The organism is Methanothermobacter sp. (assembly GCF_030055425.1).
Lineage (GTDB): Archaea > Methanobacteriota > Methanobacteria > Methanobacteriales > Methanothermobacteraceae > Methanothermobacter.
The window spans coordinates 233,233-252,218 of record NZ_JASFYE010000002.1 but is presented as its reverse complement, the minus strand read 5'-3'; the positions used below and the strand labels follow the sequence as shown (position 1 = coordinate 252,218).

Annotated in this window: 16 protein-coding genes; 9 read left to right on the top strand and 7 right to left on the bottom strand. The window is 48.3% G+C overall.

All coding sequences use genetic code 11. From position 1 onward, the window contains the following. Positions 1 to 659: 659 nt before the first annotated feature. The 3 genes from ahcY (at position 660) to QFX39_RS03610 (ending at position 4,580) form a co-directional block, all read left to right on the top strand. The gene (ahcY, locus tag QFX39_RS03620) at positions 660 to 1,913 is read left to right on the top strand and encodes an adenosylhomocysteinase (protein ID WP_300477567.1); all 1,254 of its coding nucleotides are present in this window, start codon (positions 660 to 662) and stop codon (positions 1,911 to 1,913) included. Between the two features lie 10 nt (positions 1,914 to 1,923). Then, positions 1,924 to 2,544 carry a DUF2119 domain-containing protein gene (locus tag QFX39_RS03615; protein WP_300477565.1) on the top strand — a complete coding sequence of 207 codons (621 nt, stop codon included), beginning with the start codon at positions 1,924 to 1,926 and terminating at the stop codon, positions 2,542 to 2,544. A 71-nt stretch (positions 2,545 to 2,615) separates the two neighbouring features. Next, positions 2,616 to 4,580, top strand: a complete 1,965-nt coding sequence (locus QFX39_RS03610) for an IGHMBP2 family helicase (RefSeq protein ID WP_300477563.1) — start codon at positions 2,616 to 2,618, stop codon at positions 4,578 to 4,580. A 65-nt stretch (positions 4,581 to 4,645) separates the two neighbouring features. Here the strand turns inward: QFX39_RS03610 and fen are convergent, their stop codons facing one another. The 6 genes from fen to QFX39_RS03580 all read right to left on the bottom strand — a co-directional run bounded on the left by fen (position 4,646) and on the right by QFX39_RS03580 (position 9,935). Continuing rightward, positions 4,646 to 5,632, bottom strand: a complete 987-nt coding sequence (gene fen, locus QFX39_RS03605) for a flap endonuclease-1 (RefSeq protein WP_300477562.1) — start codon at positions 5,630 to 5,632, stop codon at positions 4,646 to 4,648. A gap of 10 nt (positions 5,633 to 5,642) precedes the next feature. Next, the gene (locus tag QFX39_RS03600) at positions 5,643 to 6,185 is read right to left on the bottom strand and encodes a chorismate pyruvate-lyase family protein (protein ID WP_300477561.1); all 543 of its coding nucleotides are present in this window, start codon (positions 6,183 to 6,185) and stop codon (positions 5,643 to 5,645) included. Between the two features lie 38 nt (positions 6,186 to 6,223). After that, on the bottom strand, positions 6,224 to 7,480 hold the full coding sequence (gene hacA / locus QFX39_RS03595; protein WP_300477559.1) for a homoaconitase large subunit: 1,257 nt from the start codon (positions 7,478 to 7,480) through the stop codon (positions 6,224 to 6,226). Positions 7,481 to 7,545: 65 nt separating this feature from the next. Beyond that, positions 7,546 to 8,721 carry a homocitrate synthase family protein gene (locus tag QFX39_RS03590; RefSeq protein ID WP_300477558.1) on the bottom strand — a complete coding sequence of 392 codons (1,176 nt, stop codon included), beginning with the start codon at positions 8,719 to 8,721 and terminating at the stop codon, positions 7,546 to 7,548. Positions 8,722 to 9,002: 281 nt separating this feature from the next. Continuing rightward, positions 9,003 to 9,536 (bottom strand): class IV adenylate cyclase, encoded by a 534-nt coding sequence (gene cyaB, locus QFX39_RS03585; protein WP_300477556.1) that lies wholly within the window; start codon positions 9,534 to 9,536, stop codon positions 9,003 to 9,005. 3 nt (positions 9,537 to 9,539) lie between these two features. Continuing rightward, the gene (locus tag QFX39_RS03580; protein WP_300477555.1) at positions 9,540 to 9,935 is read right to left on the bottom strand and encodes a hypothetical protein; all 396 of its coding nucleotides are present in this window, start codon (positions 9,933 to 9,935) and stop codon (positions 9,540 to 9,542) included. Between the two features lie 257 nt (positions 9,936 to 10,192). On the opposite strand from QFX39_RS03580, the gene QFX39_RS03575 reads away from it, so the two are divergent. From QFX39_RS03575 to QFX39_RS03555, 5 genes are all read left to right on the top strand, one after another. Beyond that, complete coding sequence (locus tag QFX39_RS03575; RefSeq protein ID WP_013295048.1) at positions 10,193 to 10,738, top strand: TATA-box-binding protein; 546 nt, start codon at positions 10,193 to 10,195, stop codon at positions 10,736 to 10,738. 11 nt (positions 10,739 to 10,749) lie between these two features. Further along, positions 10,750 to 12,225 (top strand): phosphoserine phosphatase SerB, encoded by a 1,476-nt coding sequence (gene serB, locus QFX39_RS03570; protein ID WP_300477554.1) that lies wholly within the window; start codon positions 10,750 to 10,752, stop codon positions 12,223 to 12,225. A 10-nt stretch (positions 12,226 to 12,235) separates the two neighbouring features. Beyond that, on the top strand, positions 12,236 to 12,391 hold the full coding sequence (locus QFX39_RS03565) for a hypothetical protein (protein ID WP_171770388.1): 156 nt from the start codon (positions 12,236 to 12,238) through the stop codon (positions 12,389 to 12,391). 17 nt (positions 12,392 to 12,408) lie between these two features. Beyond that, positions 12,409 to 14,544 carry a DNA topoisomerase I gene (topA, locus tag QFX39_RS03560; RefSeq protein WP_300477553.1) on the top strand — a complete coding sequence of 712 codons (2,136 nt, stop codon included), beginning with the start codon at positions 12,409 to 12,411 and terminating at the stop codon, positions 14,542 to 14,544. A 133-nt stretch (positions 14,545 to 14,677) separates the two neighbouring features. Continuing rightward, entirely contained in the window at positions 14,678 to 17,221 is a 2,544-nt protein-coding gene (locus QFX39_RS03555; RefSeq protein WP_300477552.1) for an STT3 domain-containing protein, read from the top strand. A 104-nt stretch (positions 17,222 to 17,325) separates the two neighbouring features. On the opposite strand, the gene QFX39_RS03550 is transcribed toward QFX39_RS03555, so the two are convergent. Continuing rightward, a complete protein-coding gene (locus QFX39_RS03550) occupies positions 17,326 to 17,703 on the bottom strand; it encodes a CBS domain-containing protein (protein ID WP_300477550.1) in 378 nt (125 codons plus the stop codon). 130 nt (positions 17,704 to 17,833) lie between these two features. Here QFX39_RS03550 and QFX39_RS03545 point away from each other — a divergent pair, with 130 nt between their 5' ends. Continuing rightward, positions 17,834 to 18,928, top strand: coding sequence for a GTP-binding protein (locus QFX39_RS03545; protein ID WP_300477581.1), 1,095 nt, complete (start codon positions 17,834 to 17,836; stop codon positions 18,926 to 18,928). Positions 18,929 to 18,986 lie beyond the last annotated feature (58 nt).

Here is an 18,986-nt window from a genome sequence, read left to right as displayed (position 1 = left end):
ATTTCAATCCCATTTTGGTCTGATTTTAACAGGGCGGATTTTTTCTCTATTTGGCCTGTATCACTCTGAAATTTCTCCTCTCAGACTTATAAATTTGTCGATCCCCGATAATGCAGTTCATTTATATTGACAGACGACTTGCTTTTGGGCTTTATAATTAAAAAATAAAGATCATGAATAATTTAAAAAATTAAAATCAAAATTTTAGCGAGATAAAAAGTTAAAAATAAACTATAATGACTTTTAATGATAAAAGAAGCTTAAAATAACATGTGGTTATTATAAAAGGCTAGCTGGAAAATGGTCAAAAACTTCTGAAGGATATCCCTTCAATGGCCTTAAAAAATTATTTTATTGGATTAAAAGCTTTAAAAATAATTTTTAGTGTGATATGAACTTATTAGAATCACTAAAAATGTTTTATAATTTCAAAGAGTTTATTGGAATTTCCATTATTGAATCAAAATCTTTTAAATCTTTATAATCTAAAAAAAACAAAATTTAAGCAATTATATGGATCATTAACAGCCTTCTGTGGTGGATCCAGAAGGTGAAAAGCAATAATGAAAAGTCACCAGAAGGCCTCCTCATAACTATTTTTAAGTGGTCACTCCAACTATTTATCTAAAGTCAATGAATTAAGTTAACCTGGTGATACCATGCCATATAATGTTAAAGACATATCACTTGCCCCACAGGGTAAAAAGAAGATCCAGTGGGTTCAGGAACACATGCCTGTACTTGAAAGGATCAAGAGGGACTTCTCAGAGGAAAAACCATTCGAGGGGATCACAGTAGCATCATGCCTCCATATAGAACCAAAAACCATAAACCTGGGACTCACCCTCCTGGCAGGCGGTGCAGAGGTTGCCATGACAGGATGCAACCCCCTATCAACCCAGGACGATGCAGCCGCCGCTGGAGCAAAAATGGGCCTTAACATGTACGCCTGGCGCGGTGAAACCAATGAGGAGTACTATGAAAACATACACCGTGTCCTGGACCATGAACCTGACATCCTCATAGACGACGGGGCAGACATGATATTCCTGGTACACAGGGAAAGGAGGGAACTCCTTGATGGAATAATAGGTGCCTGTGAGGAGACAACAACAGGTATACACCGACTAAAGGCCATGGCAGCCGATGGTGCCCTCGAATTTCCCGTGATGGCCGTGAACGACGCCTACACAAAGTACCTATTCGACAACCGCTATGGGACCGGCCAGTCCACATTTGACTCCATAATGGGAACCACCAACATGCTCATAGCAGGCAAAACCGTTGTGGTGTGTGGCTATGGTTGGTGCGGGCGCGGAATAGCCCTGAGGGCCCAGGGTCTTGGCGCGAATGTCATAGTAACCGAGGTTAACCCCATAAGGGCACTTGAGGCCCGTATGGATGGATTCAGGGTTATGAGGGTCTCAGAGGCCGTTAAACATGCAGATATACTGGTAACTGCAACAGGAAACACTGATGTGGTTGCGGGTGATGACTTCATGAACATGAAGGACGGCTGTGTGATGGCAAATGCAGGCCACTTCAACGTTGAAATAAACAGGGAGGACCTTGAAAGGTTATCAGGGGAGAAAAGACTGGTTAAGGAGGACATAGAGGTCTTCATCATGCCTGATGGGCGCAAATTATACCTCCTTGCCGAGGGGAGACTTGTGAACCTCGCCTCAGAGAGGGGTCAGGGCCACCCAGCAGAGATAATGGACATGAGCTTTGCAATGCAGGCACTATCAGCAAGATATCTCCTCACTGAAAAACCTGAACCCGGCGTCTACAGGGCCCCTGATGAAATAGACATTCGGGTTGCGGAGATGAAACTGGAGGCCATGGGAATCCAGATCGATGAACTGACAGAGAAACAGATAAGGTACCTTGAAAACTGGGAAGAGGGGACATAGGAGGAAGAACTTGGGTTTCTTCAGGATGATAGATAAGGGCAGAGGTCCTGTAAGACTCTTTGTTGGTGGTGTGCATGGAAAGGAAGGCCTCACAGCTATAAGAGCCCTCAGGAAGCTTGGTTTCAATGACATCCGGAGGGGGAAACTGATAATATACAGCTGCAACCCCACAGAGTACATGAGCACACTCGACCCCAATTATTACAGGAGCCAGCAGGGAATGGAGATAATAGGACTCATAGAGAAGTACCAGCCATCAACATACCTGGAGGCCCACTGCTACAGGGAGGAGAGCTACAGCAGATTAACGGATCCCTCAAGGAGGAGCATGGATGGTGTCCCTCCCCTCATAGAACTGGAGAAGGGTGTTCTGATAGGGTCTGTATCACCCCACATACGCAAGAAACTCTTCAGACGTGAGGACATCTGCCTGACCATTGAGATGCCCTGTTTAAGGGGACCAGAGGACGAAGTTGATGGTCTCGAGGTTTACGTGAATTTCCTGAAAACCGTTGCCTCATCAGAGACCCGTGAAGAACTGGAGGAGCGTCTTAGTAGAAAATACCCAGAGCAGGTTGAAACCGCAAGGAGATACGCCAGGGAATTCTTCGGGGAATACCCCCCATTCTAGGTGAATCCTGGAAAATCATGTTAATGAAGATAATGAGATACTAACGTAAGTCTGGGGTGGATACTATCAGTGTGAAATCATATATAAAGAGGCTCATTAAACTTGTTGAGATGGAGAGGGAGGCAGAGATAAACGCCATGATGAACGAGATAAGGAGACTGTCCCCCCAGAAGCGTGAAAGAATAGGGAGGGCCATAAATGGCCTTAACGGTAAGGTAACCGGGCGTGAACTTGGATTCCATCTCGTGAAATACGGGAGGAGGGAACCCATAGATACCCAGATATCGGTGGGTGACCTTGTCCTGATAAGCCGTGGAAACCCCCTCAAAAGTGACCTAACAGGTACCGTGGCGGCGAAGGGTAAACGCTTCATTGTGGTGGCACTTGAAAATGTCCCCCGCTGGGCCCTGAGGAACGTAAGGGTGGACCTCTACGCCAATGACATAACCTTCCAGAGGATGATAGATAACCTCAGGGGTGCAGGAAGGAATGTGTTCAGGGTTTTAAGGTTTCTTCTGGGAGATGAAAAGCCATCTGGTCACCAGATTGTTGAATTTGAACCCGTGGACTCTGAACTCAACAGGTCCCAGAGGGAGGCTATAATGAGGGCCCTGGGGTCAGATGACTTCTTCCTTATACACGGGCCCTTCGGTACAGGGAAGACCCGTACACTCCATGAACTCATAAGGCAGGAGGTCAGGAGGGGTAACCGTGTCCTGGTGACGGCTGAGAGCAACGCTGCAGTTGATAACCTCCTTGAGGGAATCGCAGGTCATCTGAGGTGTGTCCGTCTCGGACACCCCCAGAGGGTCTCCAGGACCAACCTGCAGGAGACACTTGCATATAAACTTGAGAACCACCCCGACTACAGAAGGGTCCTCGAATACCAGGAGAGGATTGAAAGGCTCATTGAGGAGCGTGAAAGGCACCATAAACCCACCCCCCAGCTGCGCAGGGGGCTTACAGACAGTCAGATAATGATCAACGCCACAAAGAGGAGGGGCGCCCGGGGAATATCCCCCAATGTGATGATATCCATGGCCCGCTGGATAGAGGTCAACCAGCAGATAGATGAACTCCACAGGAAGATGCAGGAGGTTGAAGTTGAAATCGTTGACAGGATAATCCGTAACAGCCAGGTTGTCCTTGCAACCAACTCATCTGCGGCCCTAGAGTACATAGATAATGTGAAGTTTGATGTTGCAATTGTCGACGAGGCATCCCAGGCCACAATCCCCAGCATACTCATACCACTCTCACGTGCACCAAGGTTCGTGCTGGCAGGGGACCACCGGCAGCTTCCACCAACCATACTGAACCCTGAGGCCTCTGAACTGGAGGCTACCCTCTTTGAGGAGCTCATAGGGTCATACCCTGAGAATTCATGGATGCTGAACTGCCAGTACCGTATGAACCCTGCCATAATGGAGTTCCCAAACAGGGAGTTCTATGGGGGAAGGATAAGGGCCCACTCCTCCCTTAGGGAAATTTCAATACTGGAGGTTATATCCGCTGAAATCCCTGACTCCATGCCACACAGGAAAATTGCAGAAAGGGACCCTGTCCTCTTTATTGATACCTCAAGGGTTGGGGTGGGTGAGAGGAGGCTGAAGGGCTCAACGTCAATTCAGAACCCCCTTGAGGCGGACCTTGCAGTTATAATCGCTGGTGCACTCATGGGGATGGGTGTGAAAGAAGAGGAGATCGGTATAATAACACCCTACGATGACCAGGTGGACCTGATATCCTCCATGACAGGTGTTGAGGTTAACAGTGTGGATGGTTTCCAGGGGCGTGAGAGGGAGGTCATCATCATCTCAATGGTTAGAAGTAACAGTGAAGGTAACATAGGTTTCCTCAGGGATCTCAGGAGGCTCAATGTTTCACTTACAAGGGCAAGGCGCAAGCTTATAATAATAGGTGATACCGGCACCCTCTCATCCCACCCTTCCTACAGGAGGCTGATCGAATTTTGCAGGGAAAGGGGATTCCTATATGAACCATCAGCCGATGATCTGCGGGAGTGGAGTTCATGATTTTAGAACCAGTCCAGTGACACTCCACTAGTACATATACCCACATCTAGTGGAGTCCATGATCCTTAGAACCAGTCCTCAAGGCTTTTCTGTGTGAATGAAGCACCTTCAATTTTTTTAAGGGCCGCCATTACCCTTTCCTCTGAGAAGCCATGCTCGCCGCAGAGGAAATCTATGACCCCATCCCTATCAGGTTTCCTCCATTTCAGTTCATAGTCCCCGGTCACGTCAGGTTCAAGGAATATCCCCCTTAGGACGTCGGGGTCGCCTCCGATGTCCCCATCAACCTCCTCAATTACACTGAATACGTCACCCTTTTCCTTTATGAGTTTGAGTCCCCTCCTTGCACCTATCCCCTTTATTCCATCATTGAAGTCTGTGCCAACGAGGAGTGCCAGGTCCACGAGCTGTTCATGGGTGATTGAAAGATTCCTGAGGGCAGATTCCAGTTCAATTATCTCTGGTTCTTCCAGTTTTCCGCTGAGTGTGAGGTTTCTAACGACCCTGGGGGCTCCGAAGAGGAGGCAGTCGTAGTCCTGGGATGCCACTGCCCAGGCATCACCCCTCCTGACAATGAATGATGCCTGTGCCTCGCCTTCTCCAGGTGCCTGAACGTATGGTATCCCGAGGAGTTCAAGGAGCCTTTTGGAACTTTCAACTATATCCTGTGACATCCTCGAGGACCTCACAGCATACTTCCTTGCCCTCTCGATGTCCCCCTCCTCAAGGGCCCTCCTCCATTCCACTTCAGACTTCTTCCGGGTTTCAATACGCCTTGTTACTGTTTCGCCCTTGAGGTGATGGGATTTCCCATCAAAGACATAGGCCACCCTTATATCCCTCTCCATCACTGCCGCTGTCCTGTAGAGTATTCCGCTGAGGTGGGATGTCACCCGCCCCTCTGAGTCCATGAGGGGTGTTCCATCCCTCTGTCTTATGCTTGAGAGGAACTGGTATATGCTGTTAGCTGCATCAACTGCAACGGTGCGTCCCCTGAGATCATCAAGTCTTATCTTCTCTGCTGATATTATATCCTTTAATTTAACTCCCATGAAAACACCGTTACCGGAATTCTTCCCTGAACCAGTCGAATGGGAAGGTCTCCTTTATCCTTATTAGCACCTCGTCCTGGTGGATTATGTTGTAGGTCCTTGTGAGCATGGGGGAGTCTGTTTTGAATATTTCCCTGAGTTCACTGCTGGGACTTTCTATGTCAAGGATCTCTATCTCCCTGCGGGATTCTATACTGTGCTTCTTCAAGATCCTCCCTATGGGTATATCCGCCCTTATGAGGTCCTCTCTGAAGCCATCATCAAGCCTTGATAGTGGTATGTATGATACTGCGTGTATCAGGGGTTCATTATTTCCTATGACAACCACCCTGTGATTAACCATTTCCCCCGGGGATATCCTGAGTTTATCTGCGATTTCTGGAGTTGATGGTATGAATTCCTGTTTTATGGTCCTTATGGTTACTGTTCCCCTCAGCACGTCAAGTATCCTTGTTACCGAGCCATCTGTTGATAGCAGTATCTTCTGGGTGTTTGAGAGCCTCCCTATTATCCTCTCGATGCGTTCAATCTCCTCCATGACATTGACATCCATTTCCTGCCTCCCTCATAATGCGGGTCTTCCCATTAATTTTATTCGGGTGCGCTGATCACCCCTTTAACTGCCGATTCCGCCACGACCGCCGGGTTGGCCAGGTAGACCTTTGATGATGGGTCACCCATCCTTCCCCTGAAGTTCCTGTTGGTTGTGGCTACGCTAACCTCTCCTGGAGCCAGGACTCCCATGTGGGCCCCGAGACAGGGCCCGCAGCCCGGGTTGCAGACTATGGCTCCTGCCCTTAGGAAGGTCTCTATTAACCCATCCTCCAGTGCCCTGAGGTAGATCTCCCTTGAGGCGGGTGCAACTATGAACCTCACATCATCATGGACCCTTCTATCACCAAGGACATCTGCTGCCATTTTGAGGTCCTCGTAGCGGCCGTTTGTGCATGAACCAAGGAATGCCTCGTCTATGTGGGTTCCCTCAACTCTGTGAACGGGTGCCACGTTATCCACATCATCTGGACAGGCAACTTGTGGTTCGAGGTCAGAGACATCGAAGTGGTGGTCCTCCACGTACTGGCTGTCCTTATCTGAACGGTAAACCCTGAAGCCTCTCCCTGTCCTGGACTTTACATACTGGGTTATCTCCCTGCTGGGCTCCATTATACCGTTTTTGGCCCCCATTTCAACTGCCATGTTGCAGATTGTCATCCTTCCGGCAACGTCCATTTCATCAACGGTACTGCCTGTGAACTCCACTGACCTGTATGTTGCCCCGTCAACACCGATTTCTCCTATGATTTTCAGTATAACATCCTTGGCTGTGGTGAAACCCTGCAGTTGGCCTGTAACCTCGATGCGCATTGCCTCGGGCACCATGAACCAGGTTTTTCCTGTGGCGAATACCATTGCCATGTCTGTGGCTCCCATTCCAGTTGCGAATGCGCCGAATGCCCCGTATGTGCATGTGTGTGAGTCTGCACCCACTATGACCATTCCTGGGCGTGCAAATCCCTTCTCAGGGAGTACCTGGTGGCATATTCCCTCAGCGTTCTTGAAGATATTATTTATCCCCTGCTCAGATGCGAATTCAGATGTTACCCTCTGGAACTCTGCTGCCCCTATTGTGTTGGGTGGTACGTTGTGGTCGAATACCATAACTATTCTTTCAGGGTCCCATACCCTGTCGGGGCCTCCCCTTGAGGCTATCTCCCTGAATGTGCGGATTGTTGGGGGTGATGTGCCGTCGTGGGTCATTGCAAGGTCAACCCTGGCCTCTATTATCTCGCCGGGTGTGACCTCATCCACTCCGGCTGCATCTGCAAGGATCTTCTCTGTGATGTTCATTTTAACCACCTGAAAAACTATCTGAGGATACCTTCAATTCCTTCTCTCATGTTCATTCCAGCCACCTAGAAGTCAACAGGTCCCCTGACAGACCTTACGATCCTGTAGAAGAGTTCATCGTTAATGTATTTCCCCTTCTCCCTGTTTTTCTTTACCTCCTCCACTATCCTGCAGAGTTCCTCCCTTGTAACCTCTATACCGTACTCCTCAAGTTTTGCCTTGACCGCCCTGCAACCTGAGTGTTTGCCCAGGACTATCTTGCGCTGGTGGCCTATCATCTCAGGGAGGAACGGCTCATATGTTAGGGGTTCCTCTATCACGGCGTCCACGTGTATGCCTGACTCGTGCCTGAAGACGTTCTTTCCAACTATGGGCTTGTTTTCAGGCACCTTCATGCGGGTGTGTTTCTCAACAAGCCTTGAAAGCTCATACAGGACGCTGATGTTGAATCCAAGGTCAATGTCATAGATTATCCTCAGAGCCATTATGAGCTCCTCAAGGGAGGTGTTCCCGGCCCTTTCACCTATACCGTTAACTGTGGTTGAAACTGCGGTTCCACCTGCCAGGAGCCCTGCTATTGAATTTGAGAGTGCCATGCCAAAGTCATTGTGACAGTGCATTGCTATGTCCACTTTTATATCCTTTCGAAGTTCTCTTACAAGGTATTCCATTCCCTGGGGGCTTATGGCACCCACAGTATCTGCTATATGGACCCTGTCTGCCCCGTAGCTCTCAGCCTTCATGTATATCTGCTTGAGGAAGTCCAGGTCAGTCCTTGTGGCGTCCTCTGCTGAGAATGCCAGGAAGAGGCCGTGGTCCTTGGCATACTCTATGGAGTTCAGGCATACGTTGAGGGCCTCCTCCCTTGTGAGTTTGAGTTTGTGTTTGAGGTGGAGGTCGGATGTGGCCATGAAGGTTATGACGCCATCAACGTCGCAGTCAATTGCAACGTCTATGTCCTCCTTCTTTGTCCTGCTCAGGGCCAGTATATCTGCATTGAGGCCCTCATTGGCTATTGTCTTTACTGAAACCTTTTCCTGCTTTGATACGACCGGGAAACCACTTTCTATCTGGTGTATGCCGAGTTCATCCAGTTTCCTGGCTATTTCAAGTTTTTCCTCTGTTCCAAGGCATACGCCCGGGGTCTGTTCCCCGTCGCGGAGTGTGGTGTCATAAATCGTGATCTTATCAGGAAATTCTAATTCAGCTTCCTTATTGAAGGGACTGACGAAGTATTTCAAGGGATTACCACCTTAACTGATTTATTAAAATGAAGACTCTAGCATTTATTTAAATTTGATATTTAAGTATAAAAGGTTTGAGAGTACAGCCGTCTTCCGGTCTGCATCTTTTAGCTGTTGGTGGTTGTCCTGGCGCTTTCAGCTGTAGATGGTGTGCAGTTACGGGGGGTGCTGGTTTTAATTGCCTGTGGTTTTCCGGCGCTTTTCAGCCTCCATGCTCAGGAAGCGTAACCAGCGTCAGCCTCAAGAAGCCCAGATTACCCGAATCATGCCTGATCCATCTATCCACCTTTAGCCTCAAGAAGTTCGAGGTAGGATTTTCTCTCAAATCCCCCACTTACCCCCAGTTTTCTGTAGAGCTCAAATATCTCGCTGAGGGCATCCCCGTAGTCACTGCCATCAGGTAGGTCCCTCTCTATTTCAAGGTAGTTCCCGAGGCCCCTCACGGTGTCAATGGATAGGGTGAAATCTCCAAGTGAGTAGGTTCTCCTCTCCTTGAAGACCTCTCTAACCCTTTGAAATCCAAGGGACTCAAGTATTCCTGCTGCTGTTTCAGCGTCTGCAACCTCAACCTCCAGTTCCTTTCTGGTCTTGCTCCTATCATCAATTTTGGGGCCCTTGTAGGTTATGAATGTCTTTTCACCTGTTTTTCTTATTCTCAGCGCTTCGTCGGTCTCTGCAAAGTCCCTGTGGGGGGCATTGAAGTATACGTCGCTCTGTTCCTCATCTGAAACATGGCGCCCACCAAGTGATATTATGCGTTCGCTTACCTCATCCCCGCTGGAAATTTTAGCCTTAACCTCAACCTCTATCAAACTCTACCACCCTTCAATACCACTGGATACACCGGTATCCTCAAGTCCAGCGTATTCCCTTAAAAACTGTGCCGATTCATCCAGCTCCTCAAGGAGGGCATCTATGATCCTGTCAACACCCTCATATGGACCGAGGATATCATCTCTTTCATCCAGAATACTCTTTCTCTTCCGCAGGTCTCCCCTCACCGGGGGGTCCCTCATTCTCTCAAGGTACTGCCTTCTGATGATCCTCATGTCCATATGGAGATTGTACCTTATCCTCTTAAGGTTTTTTATGTATCCCGCAACCTCCCCCAGAAGCTCAAGGGCCTCCTCTCTGTTTGAGGGATTTATTTCAAGTCCCTCAACTCCAAGTTCCTCAACCTGTTCCTTGTAGATTCTCGGATCAATGACCACATCATCCCCCCAGCAAGGACCCCGGGTCCTGAAGAATCCTGTATATGTTATCACTATGAAAATCAAATTATTTAAATTGTGGTATAAAGGGACAAATATATTTTACAGAGAATAACCGCAAGGGGATGAATGATTTCAATGCACTGCCTGAATTATTAAATATGTTATTATCTATAATAACTAGTTTTTTACGTCAATATTAATATAGGTGCATTTAAATTTATATGTAGGTTTAAACTTCACCGGGAGGTATCTAGTTGACAGATGTGGATATCAAGATAGAAAATATTGTTGCTTCTGCAACCCTTGGGAAATCCATTGATCTTCAGACAGTTGCTGAAGCCCTTGAAAATGTTGATTTTAACCGGGAACAGTTTCCTGGTCTTGTATACAAATTAAAGGAGCCTAAAACCGCTGCTCTGATCTTTGGATCAGGTAAACTGGTATGTACGGGTGCTAAATCCATTGAGGATTCCAAGAGGGCCATAAAACTCACAGTTGATATGATGAGGACCATGGACCCTGATATACCCGAGGAATTTGAGATAAAGATCCAGAACATTGTTGCCTCGGCAAACCTCGGGAAACCCCTGAACCTTGAGGCCGTTGCCCTGGGGCTTGAGAACACAGAATATGAACCTGAACAGTTCCCTGGCCTTGTTTACAGGCTGGATGAACCGAAGGTTGTTCTGCTGCTCTTTGGTTCAGGGAAGGTTGTGTGCACAGGTGCCAAGAGTGCTGAGGACGCTAAGCTTGGAGTTGAAAAGACCAAGGCAAGGCTTGCCGAGTTAGATCTGATTTAATGGTGATATTTTTGATTAAACTTGTAGTTTTCGATCTTGACAATGTCATTATTGATGGGGAAGCCATAGACGAGATAGGGAAAATCGCTGGAGTCGAGGAGGAGGTAATGGAGATCACCGAAAAGGCCATGCAGGGTGATGTTGACTTCGAATCCTCCATAAGGGAAAGGGTAAAGCTCCTCAAGGGAACAGCGGTTGAGGATATAAAGGCAGTTGCAGATGAATTACCCCTCATGGAGGGTGCCGAGGAGACCATCAGGGCCCTCAAGGAGAAGGGTTACCGGGTTGCGGTTATAAGTGGAAGCTTTGACCTTGTGGCCGAGCCCATCAGAGATAAGCTTGGTATTGATTACCTCTTCTGCAACAGGCTCCATGAGGAGGACGGTGTGCTGACCGGTGAAGTGAGCGGACCTCTTGTGGAAAACTCAAAGTATGATGTTCTCTGTAAGATCCTCGATGAGGAGGGTATAAGTACCAGCGAATGTGTTGCTGTTGGTGATGGCGCCAACGACATATCCATGATACAGGCAGCCAGGTTGGGGATAGCATTCAATGCAAAGCCCGCCCTCAGGAAGAAGGCTGACGCCGTGGTTGAGGATAGGGACCTCAGAAAAATACTGCCCATAATCGAGGAGATGGCTGAGGTGGACGATAAGCTGGATAAACTCGGCTACGATGAGGTAATGGACCTTAAAAATGAATACGAGGAGAAGCTCTCAGGCCTGGCATCTGAAAGGGATGAACTGAATAAAAAGGCCCGTGAAATGAAAGAACTCAGGGATAAACTCAATACTGAACTTCGTGAAACCCTCAACAGGGCTGTTGAACTCAGGGACAGACGTAATGAGATAAATACAAAGGTTGAAGAGAACAAGAAGCTCAGGGACGAGATAAACCAGGAGATAAAGAAGCTTGAGTGGTCATCCGGTGGTCGTGACCGGATAAAGATAGAGAACGAGATCCGGAGGATAGATAAGATCATAGAAACAAGGGTCCTTGACATTAACAAGGAGAATGAACTGGTCAAGACCGCCAATGAACTACGTAAGAAGCTCATGAAGATCCAGGAGGATGAGGAGACCAGACAGAAGGCCCTTGAACTCAGGAAGAAGTCAGAGGAATACCATGAGAAGGTGGTCTCACTCTCAGAGGAGGCCCAGAAGTATCATGAGGAGATGCTTGAGTACTTCAGAAAGACGGATGAGATACGTAAGAAGGCTGATGAAGCCCATGAGAAGTTTCTTGAATTCCGAAGGATGGCCTCGGAGAAACATGAGGAATTCAAGTCAACCCTTGGCAAAATTAAGAGGATAAACGAAAGGATCAACGCCCTCAGATCAGAAAAGAGAAACGTTAAAAGAAGGGCCACCCGTGAAAGGGATCTTGAGGAGAAGGAGAGGGCCCGTGAAATATATGAGAAATTCAAAGAGGGTAAGAAGCTTACTAAGGATGAAATTCTTCTTCTCCAGAAGCACAGGATCGTTTAGGGGATCATATATGTGTGAAGGGAAGTCCTCAGACGAAGAGAAGATAGAAGTGTGCTTCATATGCCATAAGAAGTTCAACATAAACGCCGATGACTCAAGCCATTATCATTACGGCAAGTATCCCATGTGCAGTTACTGCAGTGACTTCTATGGATTCTACAGGTGACGGTTCCGAGTGGTAAGATGCACGAAGTTATAATATGTGAGAAGCCCAAGTCATCAGAGAAGATCGCAGGAGCACTCTTTCCAGATGCAGAGAGAAAGAAGTACAGAAAGGTGTCCTACTGGGAATATTCTGAAGGCAATAAAAGGGTGACCATCGTATCAGCCGTTGGGCACCTCTATTCACTTCGCCCGAGTAAACCCGGCGAAGAGCACTTCTTTGACCTTGAATGGGCGCCCCTTCATGAGATTGATAAGAAGAAGAACTACGTTAAGGATTACCTCAATGTAATAAAAAAGTTCGCTATCGGCGCTGACCGCTACATACATGCCTGTGATTACGACATAGAGGGTACACTCATCGGTTTCAACGCCATCAGATATGGCTGCGGCGAGGATGCGCTCAAGAAAACCGTCAGGATGAAGTTCTCAACCCTCACAGGGGATGAGATACAGAGCGCCTATGAGAACCCCATAGAACTTGACTGCGGGCAGGTGGACAGTGGCGCTGCACGGCACATCCTTGACTTCATATTCGGTGTTAACATCTCAAGGTCCCTCATGAAATCCGTGAAGGAGGCCACAAACCGCTTCATTAAATTATCTGCCGGTAGGGTTCAGACCCCCACCCTTGCGATACTCGTTGAAAGGGAGAAGGAGATAAGGGAATTCGAACCGGTCCCCTACTGGATAATCCAGGCAGAACTGGAATCAGGGATCGTGGCAGAGAGCAGAAGGGGTAAGATATTCCAGCGCCCCCTTGTTGATGAGGTCCTTGAGAGGTGTGGTGGCAGCGATGCCTCGGTCAGAGGTGTGAAGGTAAGGGACACAGTAAGGAAACCGCCTGTGCCCTTTGACCTGGGATCACTCCAGTCAGAGGCATACCGTGTATTTGGATTCAGCCCCAAGAAGACCCAGACCATCGCACAGAACCTCTACACCGAGGGTTACACCTCCTATCCCAGGACATCATCCCAGAAACTCCCTGAAAGCATAGGTTACCGTAAGATACTGGACAGGCTTTCAGAGGACCCCCGGTTCGGTGCGCACATTGAAGGGCTCAGGGAACCCCTAAAACCCCACGAGGGTAAAAAGGTTGATGATGCACACCCTGCAATACACCCAACAGGTCTTCTCCCATCAGATCTTTCCAGTGATGAAAGAAAGATCTATGAACTCATCGTCCACCGTTTCATAAGTGTATTCAGAGAGGATGCCATTCTACAGACAATGAGGGTCGACCTTGAAATAGGAGGGGAGGAGTTCAGTTTCTCAAGAAAGAGGGTGAGCAAGAGGGGATGGATGGATAGCTACCCCTACACCCGCATTGAAGATGAGGTTTTCCCTGATATATCCAAGGGGGATGTTATGGGCGTTGTGGGGGTATCCGCCTTGGAGAAGGAGACAAAACCTCCGGCCAGATACAATGAGGCCTCACTCATAAGGGAACTGGAGAAGAGGGGCCTTGGAACCAAGTCAACCCGTGCCGATATAATAGCCAAACTCTATGACAGGAAGTACATTGAGGGTAAGAAGATACGTGTGAGCCCCCTGGGTGAGAACATAATTGACACCCTCACAAAGTACTGTGAGAAGATAACCAGTGAGGAGCTCACAAGGCAGTTTGAGAGGGAGCTCGAGGAGATCATGGAGGGAAAGATAAGCCGCGGCAGGGTGGTGGATGAGGCCATAGAGGAGGTTAAATCCATACTCAGCGATATTGAGAGGAACATGAAGGACATAGGCAGGGACCTCTATAAAGCCTATCAGGACAGCAGGGTTGTGGGTGAATGCCCTGAATGTGGCAGGAATCTTGTCATAAAATATTCCCCCAGAAACAAAAGCACCTTTGTGGGGTGTTCAGGCTACCCTGATTGCAGAACAGTGTATTCACTTCCCCGGGGGGCCAGTGTACTTAAAAGTCGCTGCGAAAAATGCGGCCTTCCCATGATATCCTATGGCAGGCCACGTCAGAGGGCCTGCCTTGACCCATCGTGTGGGAAGAAGGAATCCAAAGGTGAAGAAATCGTTGGTAAGTGTCCTGAGTGTGGATCCGATCTTATAAAACGTTCAGGGCGTTACGGTGAGTTCGTGGGCTGCAAGGGATTCCCCAAGTGTCGATTCACCTGCTCGGTTGACGATGTTCAGGCTGCATGATGGGGTACATTTTCACCGGGACACTGCCTCAGCCTGTAGACAGATCAAAGTTTATAAGTGTTTACTGAACTAAAGAGTATACATCATCCATAAGTTCCTGAATTTATTACCAAGAAGGTAAAGAGGCGGTTAAATGGACATCAGAAATTTGCTTGAAAAATTGAAGCCCTTCATAATAATTATACTGCTGTTCTCAGCCGTATTCTATATAAGGGCAGAGGCCAGTAACATTGGAGGGGTCCCTGCTGATGCAAAGGACTTCTATAAGGACTCAGATGGACTGCCATACTTCAGTGAGATGGACTCATACTACAACTACAGGCTCACAATGAATTACCTCACCAGGGGCATAATGGGGGATACCCTTGTTGATGGCAAACCATACGACCTCCACTCCTACTACCCACCGGGAAGACCTGTTGATTACCCTCCACTCATAGTTTACATAACCTCCGCTGCCTACAGGGTGGCAAACATCTTTGGAGACTTCAGCCTCAAGGAGGTGGCCTTCTGGATGGGGGCCCTAATAGGTTCCCTCTGCGTCATCCCTGCCTACCTCTTCGTCAGGAGAATCACCAATGATTATGGGGGCATCGCAGCGGCCCTGGTGGTTGGGCTGGTCCCCACCTACGTTGCCCACACCTACGCCGGTTTCTTTGACACCGACATGTTCAACTTCGTTCTTCCACTGCTGGTGTTCTGGTTCTTCACAGAGAGCATGCTTGCAGTGGACCTGAAAAGGAAAACAGCCTATGCGCTTGCAGCTGCAGTTTCAGTGCTTGTATTCTCGGCTGCATGGGTCGGTTACATATTCTATCTGGCCGTTCTGGTGGCCTTCATAATAGTTTACTCCGTGATCTCAAGGTACGTTCTGGGTGAGAAACCAGATAGGGAGTTCACGGGTAAGCTTGACTGGCTGCTGCATCAGCGCGAGATATTCCCCCTCCTGGTTCTCCTCTTAGGTGGCGGGATTCTCATAGGCATATTCGGAGGATTTTCCAGCCTGGCCGGTGCCGTGACGGGTCTTGTGAGCACCACCCAGATACAGGCAACGGCCCAGACAACAGCCTACCCCAACGTTTATGTGTCAGTTTCAGAGCTACAGATCCCTGAATTCATAACCACAGGGGCCGGGGCAAAGAACCTGTTCATGCCAGGACAGGGAACGGTTGTTGGTGGTGTTGGTGGCCTTCTGGTATTCCTTCTCGGTGTACTTGGTGTCGCAGCCCTCCTCTGGAAGTACCGCCAGCCTGAAGTTCAGATAAAGGAACCTGAAAGGAAGATTAAAGCCGGCAAGAAGAGCAAATTCATTAAAAGACAGAATAAAAACAGGACCGCCGACAGTGAGATGAAGCACCGGTATCTCCTATACGCGGTACTCATGGTTGTATGGCTGGTGATGAGTGGATACGCTGTCACGAAGGGTTCAAGGTTCATACCAACCTTTGCAATACCCCTGGGACTTTCAGCAGGGATATTCACTGGATTCCTGGTTGAATACCTCAGGGAAAATATTAAGACAACATCCTCCATTGCACTGGTTGCCTTTGTGGCTGCTATTGCAATTGCAATGCCCTTCGGTGTCTCAGTTGCTGTTAAACTCCTTGCAGGGGTGATTGCAGCTGGATTCATATACCTGGTCAGGAAGCCAGAGGTCAGGGCCCCTGTCATGATGGCCCTTGTTGTGCTGGCGGTGGTGGCCCCATCTGTGAGCGGAGCGCATTCACTGACATCATCTGTTGCGCCGGGCACAGATGATGGGATGTGGAAATCAATGGAGTGGATCAAGAAGAACACCAGCAAGGACACCGTGGTCATGTCATGGTGGGACTTCGGCCACCTCTTTGCCGTTGCAGCCGACAGGCCCGTGACGTTCGATGGTGGTTCACAGAACACTCCAAGGGCTTACTGGATCGGTAAGGCGCTGACAACCAGTAACGAGACACTCTCAAGGGGTATACTCACAATGTTATCATCCAGCGGGGACCTTGCCTATGAAACCCTCGACAACTACACAAATGACAGTGGTAAAACCGCCGAGATACTCACATCCACCCTGGGACTTTCAAGGGATGATGCCAGGGCAGTTATGACGGGACGCTACGGCCTCACAGAGAGGGAGGCTGACAGTGTACTCAGATACTCACACCCATCAAAACCAAAATCCTTCGTACTTGTACTCAGCTCTGACATGCTCGGAAAGGCACCATGGTGGACATACTTCGGGACCTGGGACTTCAAGAAGAAAACAGGGTCAAGGTACGGCTACTATCCATCAATGGGAAGTTCAAAGCCCCAGGTTGTGAACAACACAACCGTGATTCAGACCGTCAACACAATGGTGGAGGACAACCTGGTTGGAACCATCATAGAGAAGAAAGGAAATACAACAAATGCAACGATAGCCATTGGTAACAACAGGGCCGTTCAGAGGATAAACCCCCACAAGCTCATAATAATAGAGGGTAACCTCCTTGTCAGAAATGAGATTGTGGACAGCAATGCCCAGCTCAGCCTAATTGTCATTGGAAGCGGAAACCAGTACACAACTGTGATAATGAACAGGGAACTGGAAGACGCGGTATTCACGAAACTGTTCCTCCTGGGCGGATTCAACCAGACATCATTTAAGTTCCTTCATCAGGAACCGGGTGTGCTGCTTTGGACGGCAGCATAACCATATTTTTTTATAATCCACAAGAAGTAGAAAAATAATTTAAAAAAGCACATAACCATTTTTTAATCTAAGAAATCAACATTCAGTGAAGAAAAATTAATTTTTCAGTAGCGTTTGGCCATCTTGGCCCTGAGTATGTCTGTTGCACTGACTACGCCAATGATCTCGTCATCATCCTCAACCAGGAGGCGCCAGACAACGTTCTTGACCATCCTCTCAGCGGCCTCCTTCAGGGTTGCCCCTGGCGGGATTGTGACAAGGTCCCTCTCCATGACCTCCCATACCTTGACCTCTCCAAGATCATCCCCCTCGGCAATTGCCTCAAGCACGTCCCAGGTGGTTACAATTCCAACCTTGACACCATCCTTGACAACAACCGAGCTCCCCTTGCCGTTCTCAACATAGTTTCTGAGAACATCCGCAAGGCTGGCCGATATGTCAATGGTGTCAACATCTGTAACCATAACGTCCTCAACCCTCATAAAATCACCGTGGTATATTATGAATTTTATGATATAAAATTATAAGGGAAAATATTTAATAATGTGGATTAGAGAACATTGAATGATTACACTGATTTTGCCCCGCTTCAACAATGTTCATGTGAGTATTATGGATATCGAGGAGAAGATCAAAAAGATAGAAGAGGAGATACAGAGGACCCCATACAACAAGGCCACAGCACACCATATAGGGAAACTGAAGGCGAAGATCTCCCGCCTGAAGGAGGAGGCCCTCCAGAGAAGGTCGTCCTCAGGGAAGGGGAAGGGTTTCCATATAAAAAAGTCAGGCGACTCCACCGTTGTCCTCATAGGTTTCCCCTCTGTAGGTAAATCCACACTTCTCAACGAACTCACCAATGCAGAGTCAAAGGTTGGGGAGTACCAGTTCACAACCCTTGAGATAGTTCCTGGTGTGATGGAGTACCGGGGGGCCCAGATACAGATCTTCGACATACCCGGGATAATCACAGGTGCCTCAAGAGGTAAGGGCCGTGGAAGGGAGATACTTTCGGTTGCAAGGAGCGCTGACCTCATAGTCATAGTCCTTGATGTCTTCAACACTGACCACATGGACGTGATCCTCCGTGAACTTCGGGATGTTGGCATAAGGCCCAACGAGACGCCCCCTGATGTGACCGTGAAGAGGAGAAAGCTTGGTGGTGTGAAGCTGTCCTCGACAGTTGAACTGACCCACCTTGATGAAAAAATCATAAGATCCGTGCTCAATGAGTATGGCATCCACAACGCCGATGTGCTCATAAGGGAGGATATAACCGTTGACCAGTTCATAGATGTTATGGAGGCAAACCGCGCCTACATACCCGCCATCACCGTTATAAACAAGATAGACCTCATGGATGAATCCTATCTAAATCATATAAAGCAAAAATTCCCCGACGCCCTGCTGATATCTGCAGACAGGAACCTGAACATTGATGAGCTCAGGGAGGAAATATTTAACCGCCTTGGGCTTATAAGGATATACATGAAGCCACAGGGACAGAAAGCAGACTACAGTGAGCCTTTAATAATTAAAGAGGGTTCAACCGTTGGTGACGTGTGTCAGAAACTCCACAGAGACTTTGTTCGTAAATTCCGGCACGCCAGGGTCTGGGGCAGCTCGGTTAAATTTGACGGTCAGAAGGTCGGGATCGACCATGTCCTCAACGATGAGGATGTGCTGAGGATCATCATAAAGAAGTGAACACCCTTAGGGAACAATTAAAATGTGTATCACAAACGAACAATTAAAATGTGTATCA

Coding starts and splice junctions, on each gene's coding strand:
- fen (WP_300477562.1), bottom strand. CDS start 5,632: ATGGGAGTTAAATTAAAGGATATAATATCAGCAGAGAAGATAAGACTT.
- topA (WP_300477553.1), top strand. CDS start 12,409: ATGCACGAAGTTATAATATGTGAGAAGCCCAAGTCATCAGAGAAGATC.
- QFX39_RS03550 (WP_300477550.1), bottom strand. CDS start 17,703: ATGAGGGTTGAGGACGTTATGGTTACAGATGTTGACACCATTGACATA.
- ahcY (WP_300477567.1), top strand. CDS start 660: ATGCCATATAATGTTAAAGACATATCACTTGCCCCACAGGGTAAAAAG.
- QFX39_RS03565 (WP_171770388.1), top strand. CDS start 12,236: ATGTGTGAAGGGAAGTCCTCAGACGAAGAGAAGATAGAAGTGTGCTTC.
- QFX39_RS03555 (WP_300477552.1), top strand. CDS start 14,678: ATGGACATCAGAAATTTGCTTGAAAAATTGAAGCCCTTCATAATAATT.
- QFX39_RS03600 (WP_300477561.1), bottom strand. CDS start 6,185: ATGGATGTCAATGTCATGGAGGAGATTGAACGCATCGAGAGGATAATA.
- QFX39_RS03545 (WP_300477581.1), top strand. CDS start 17,834: ATGGATATCGAGGAGAAGATCAAAAAGATAGAAGAGGAGATACAGAGG.
- hacA (WP_300477559.1), bottom strand. CDS start 7,480: ATGAACATCACAGAGAAGATCCTTGCAGATGCAGCCGGAGTGGATGAG.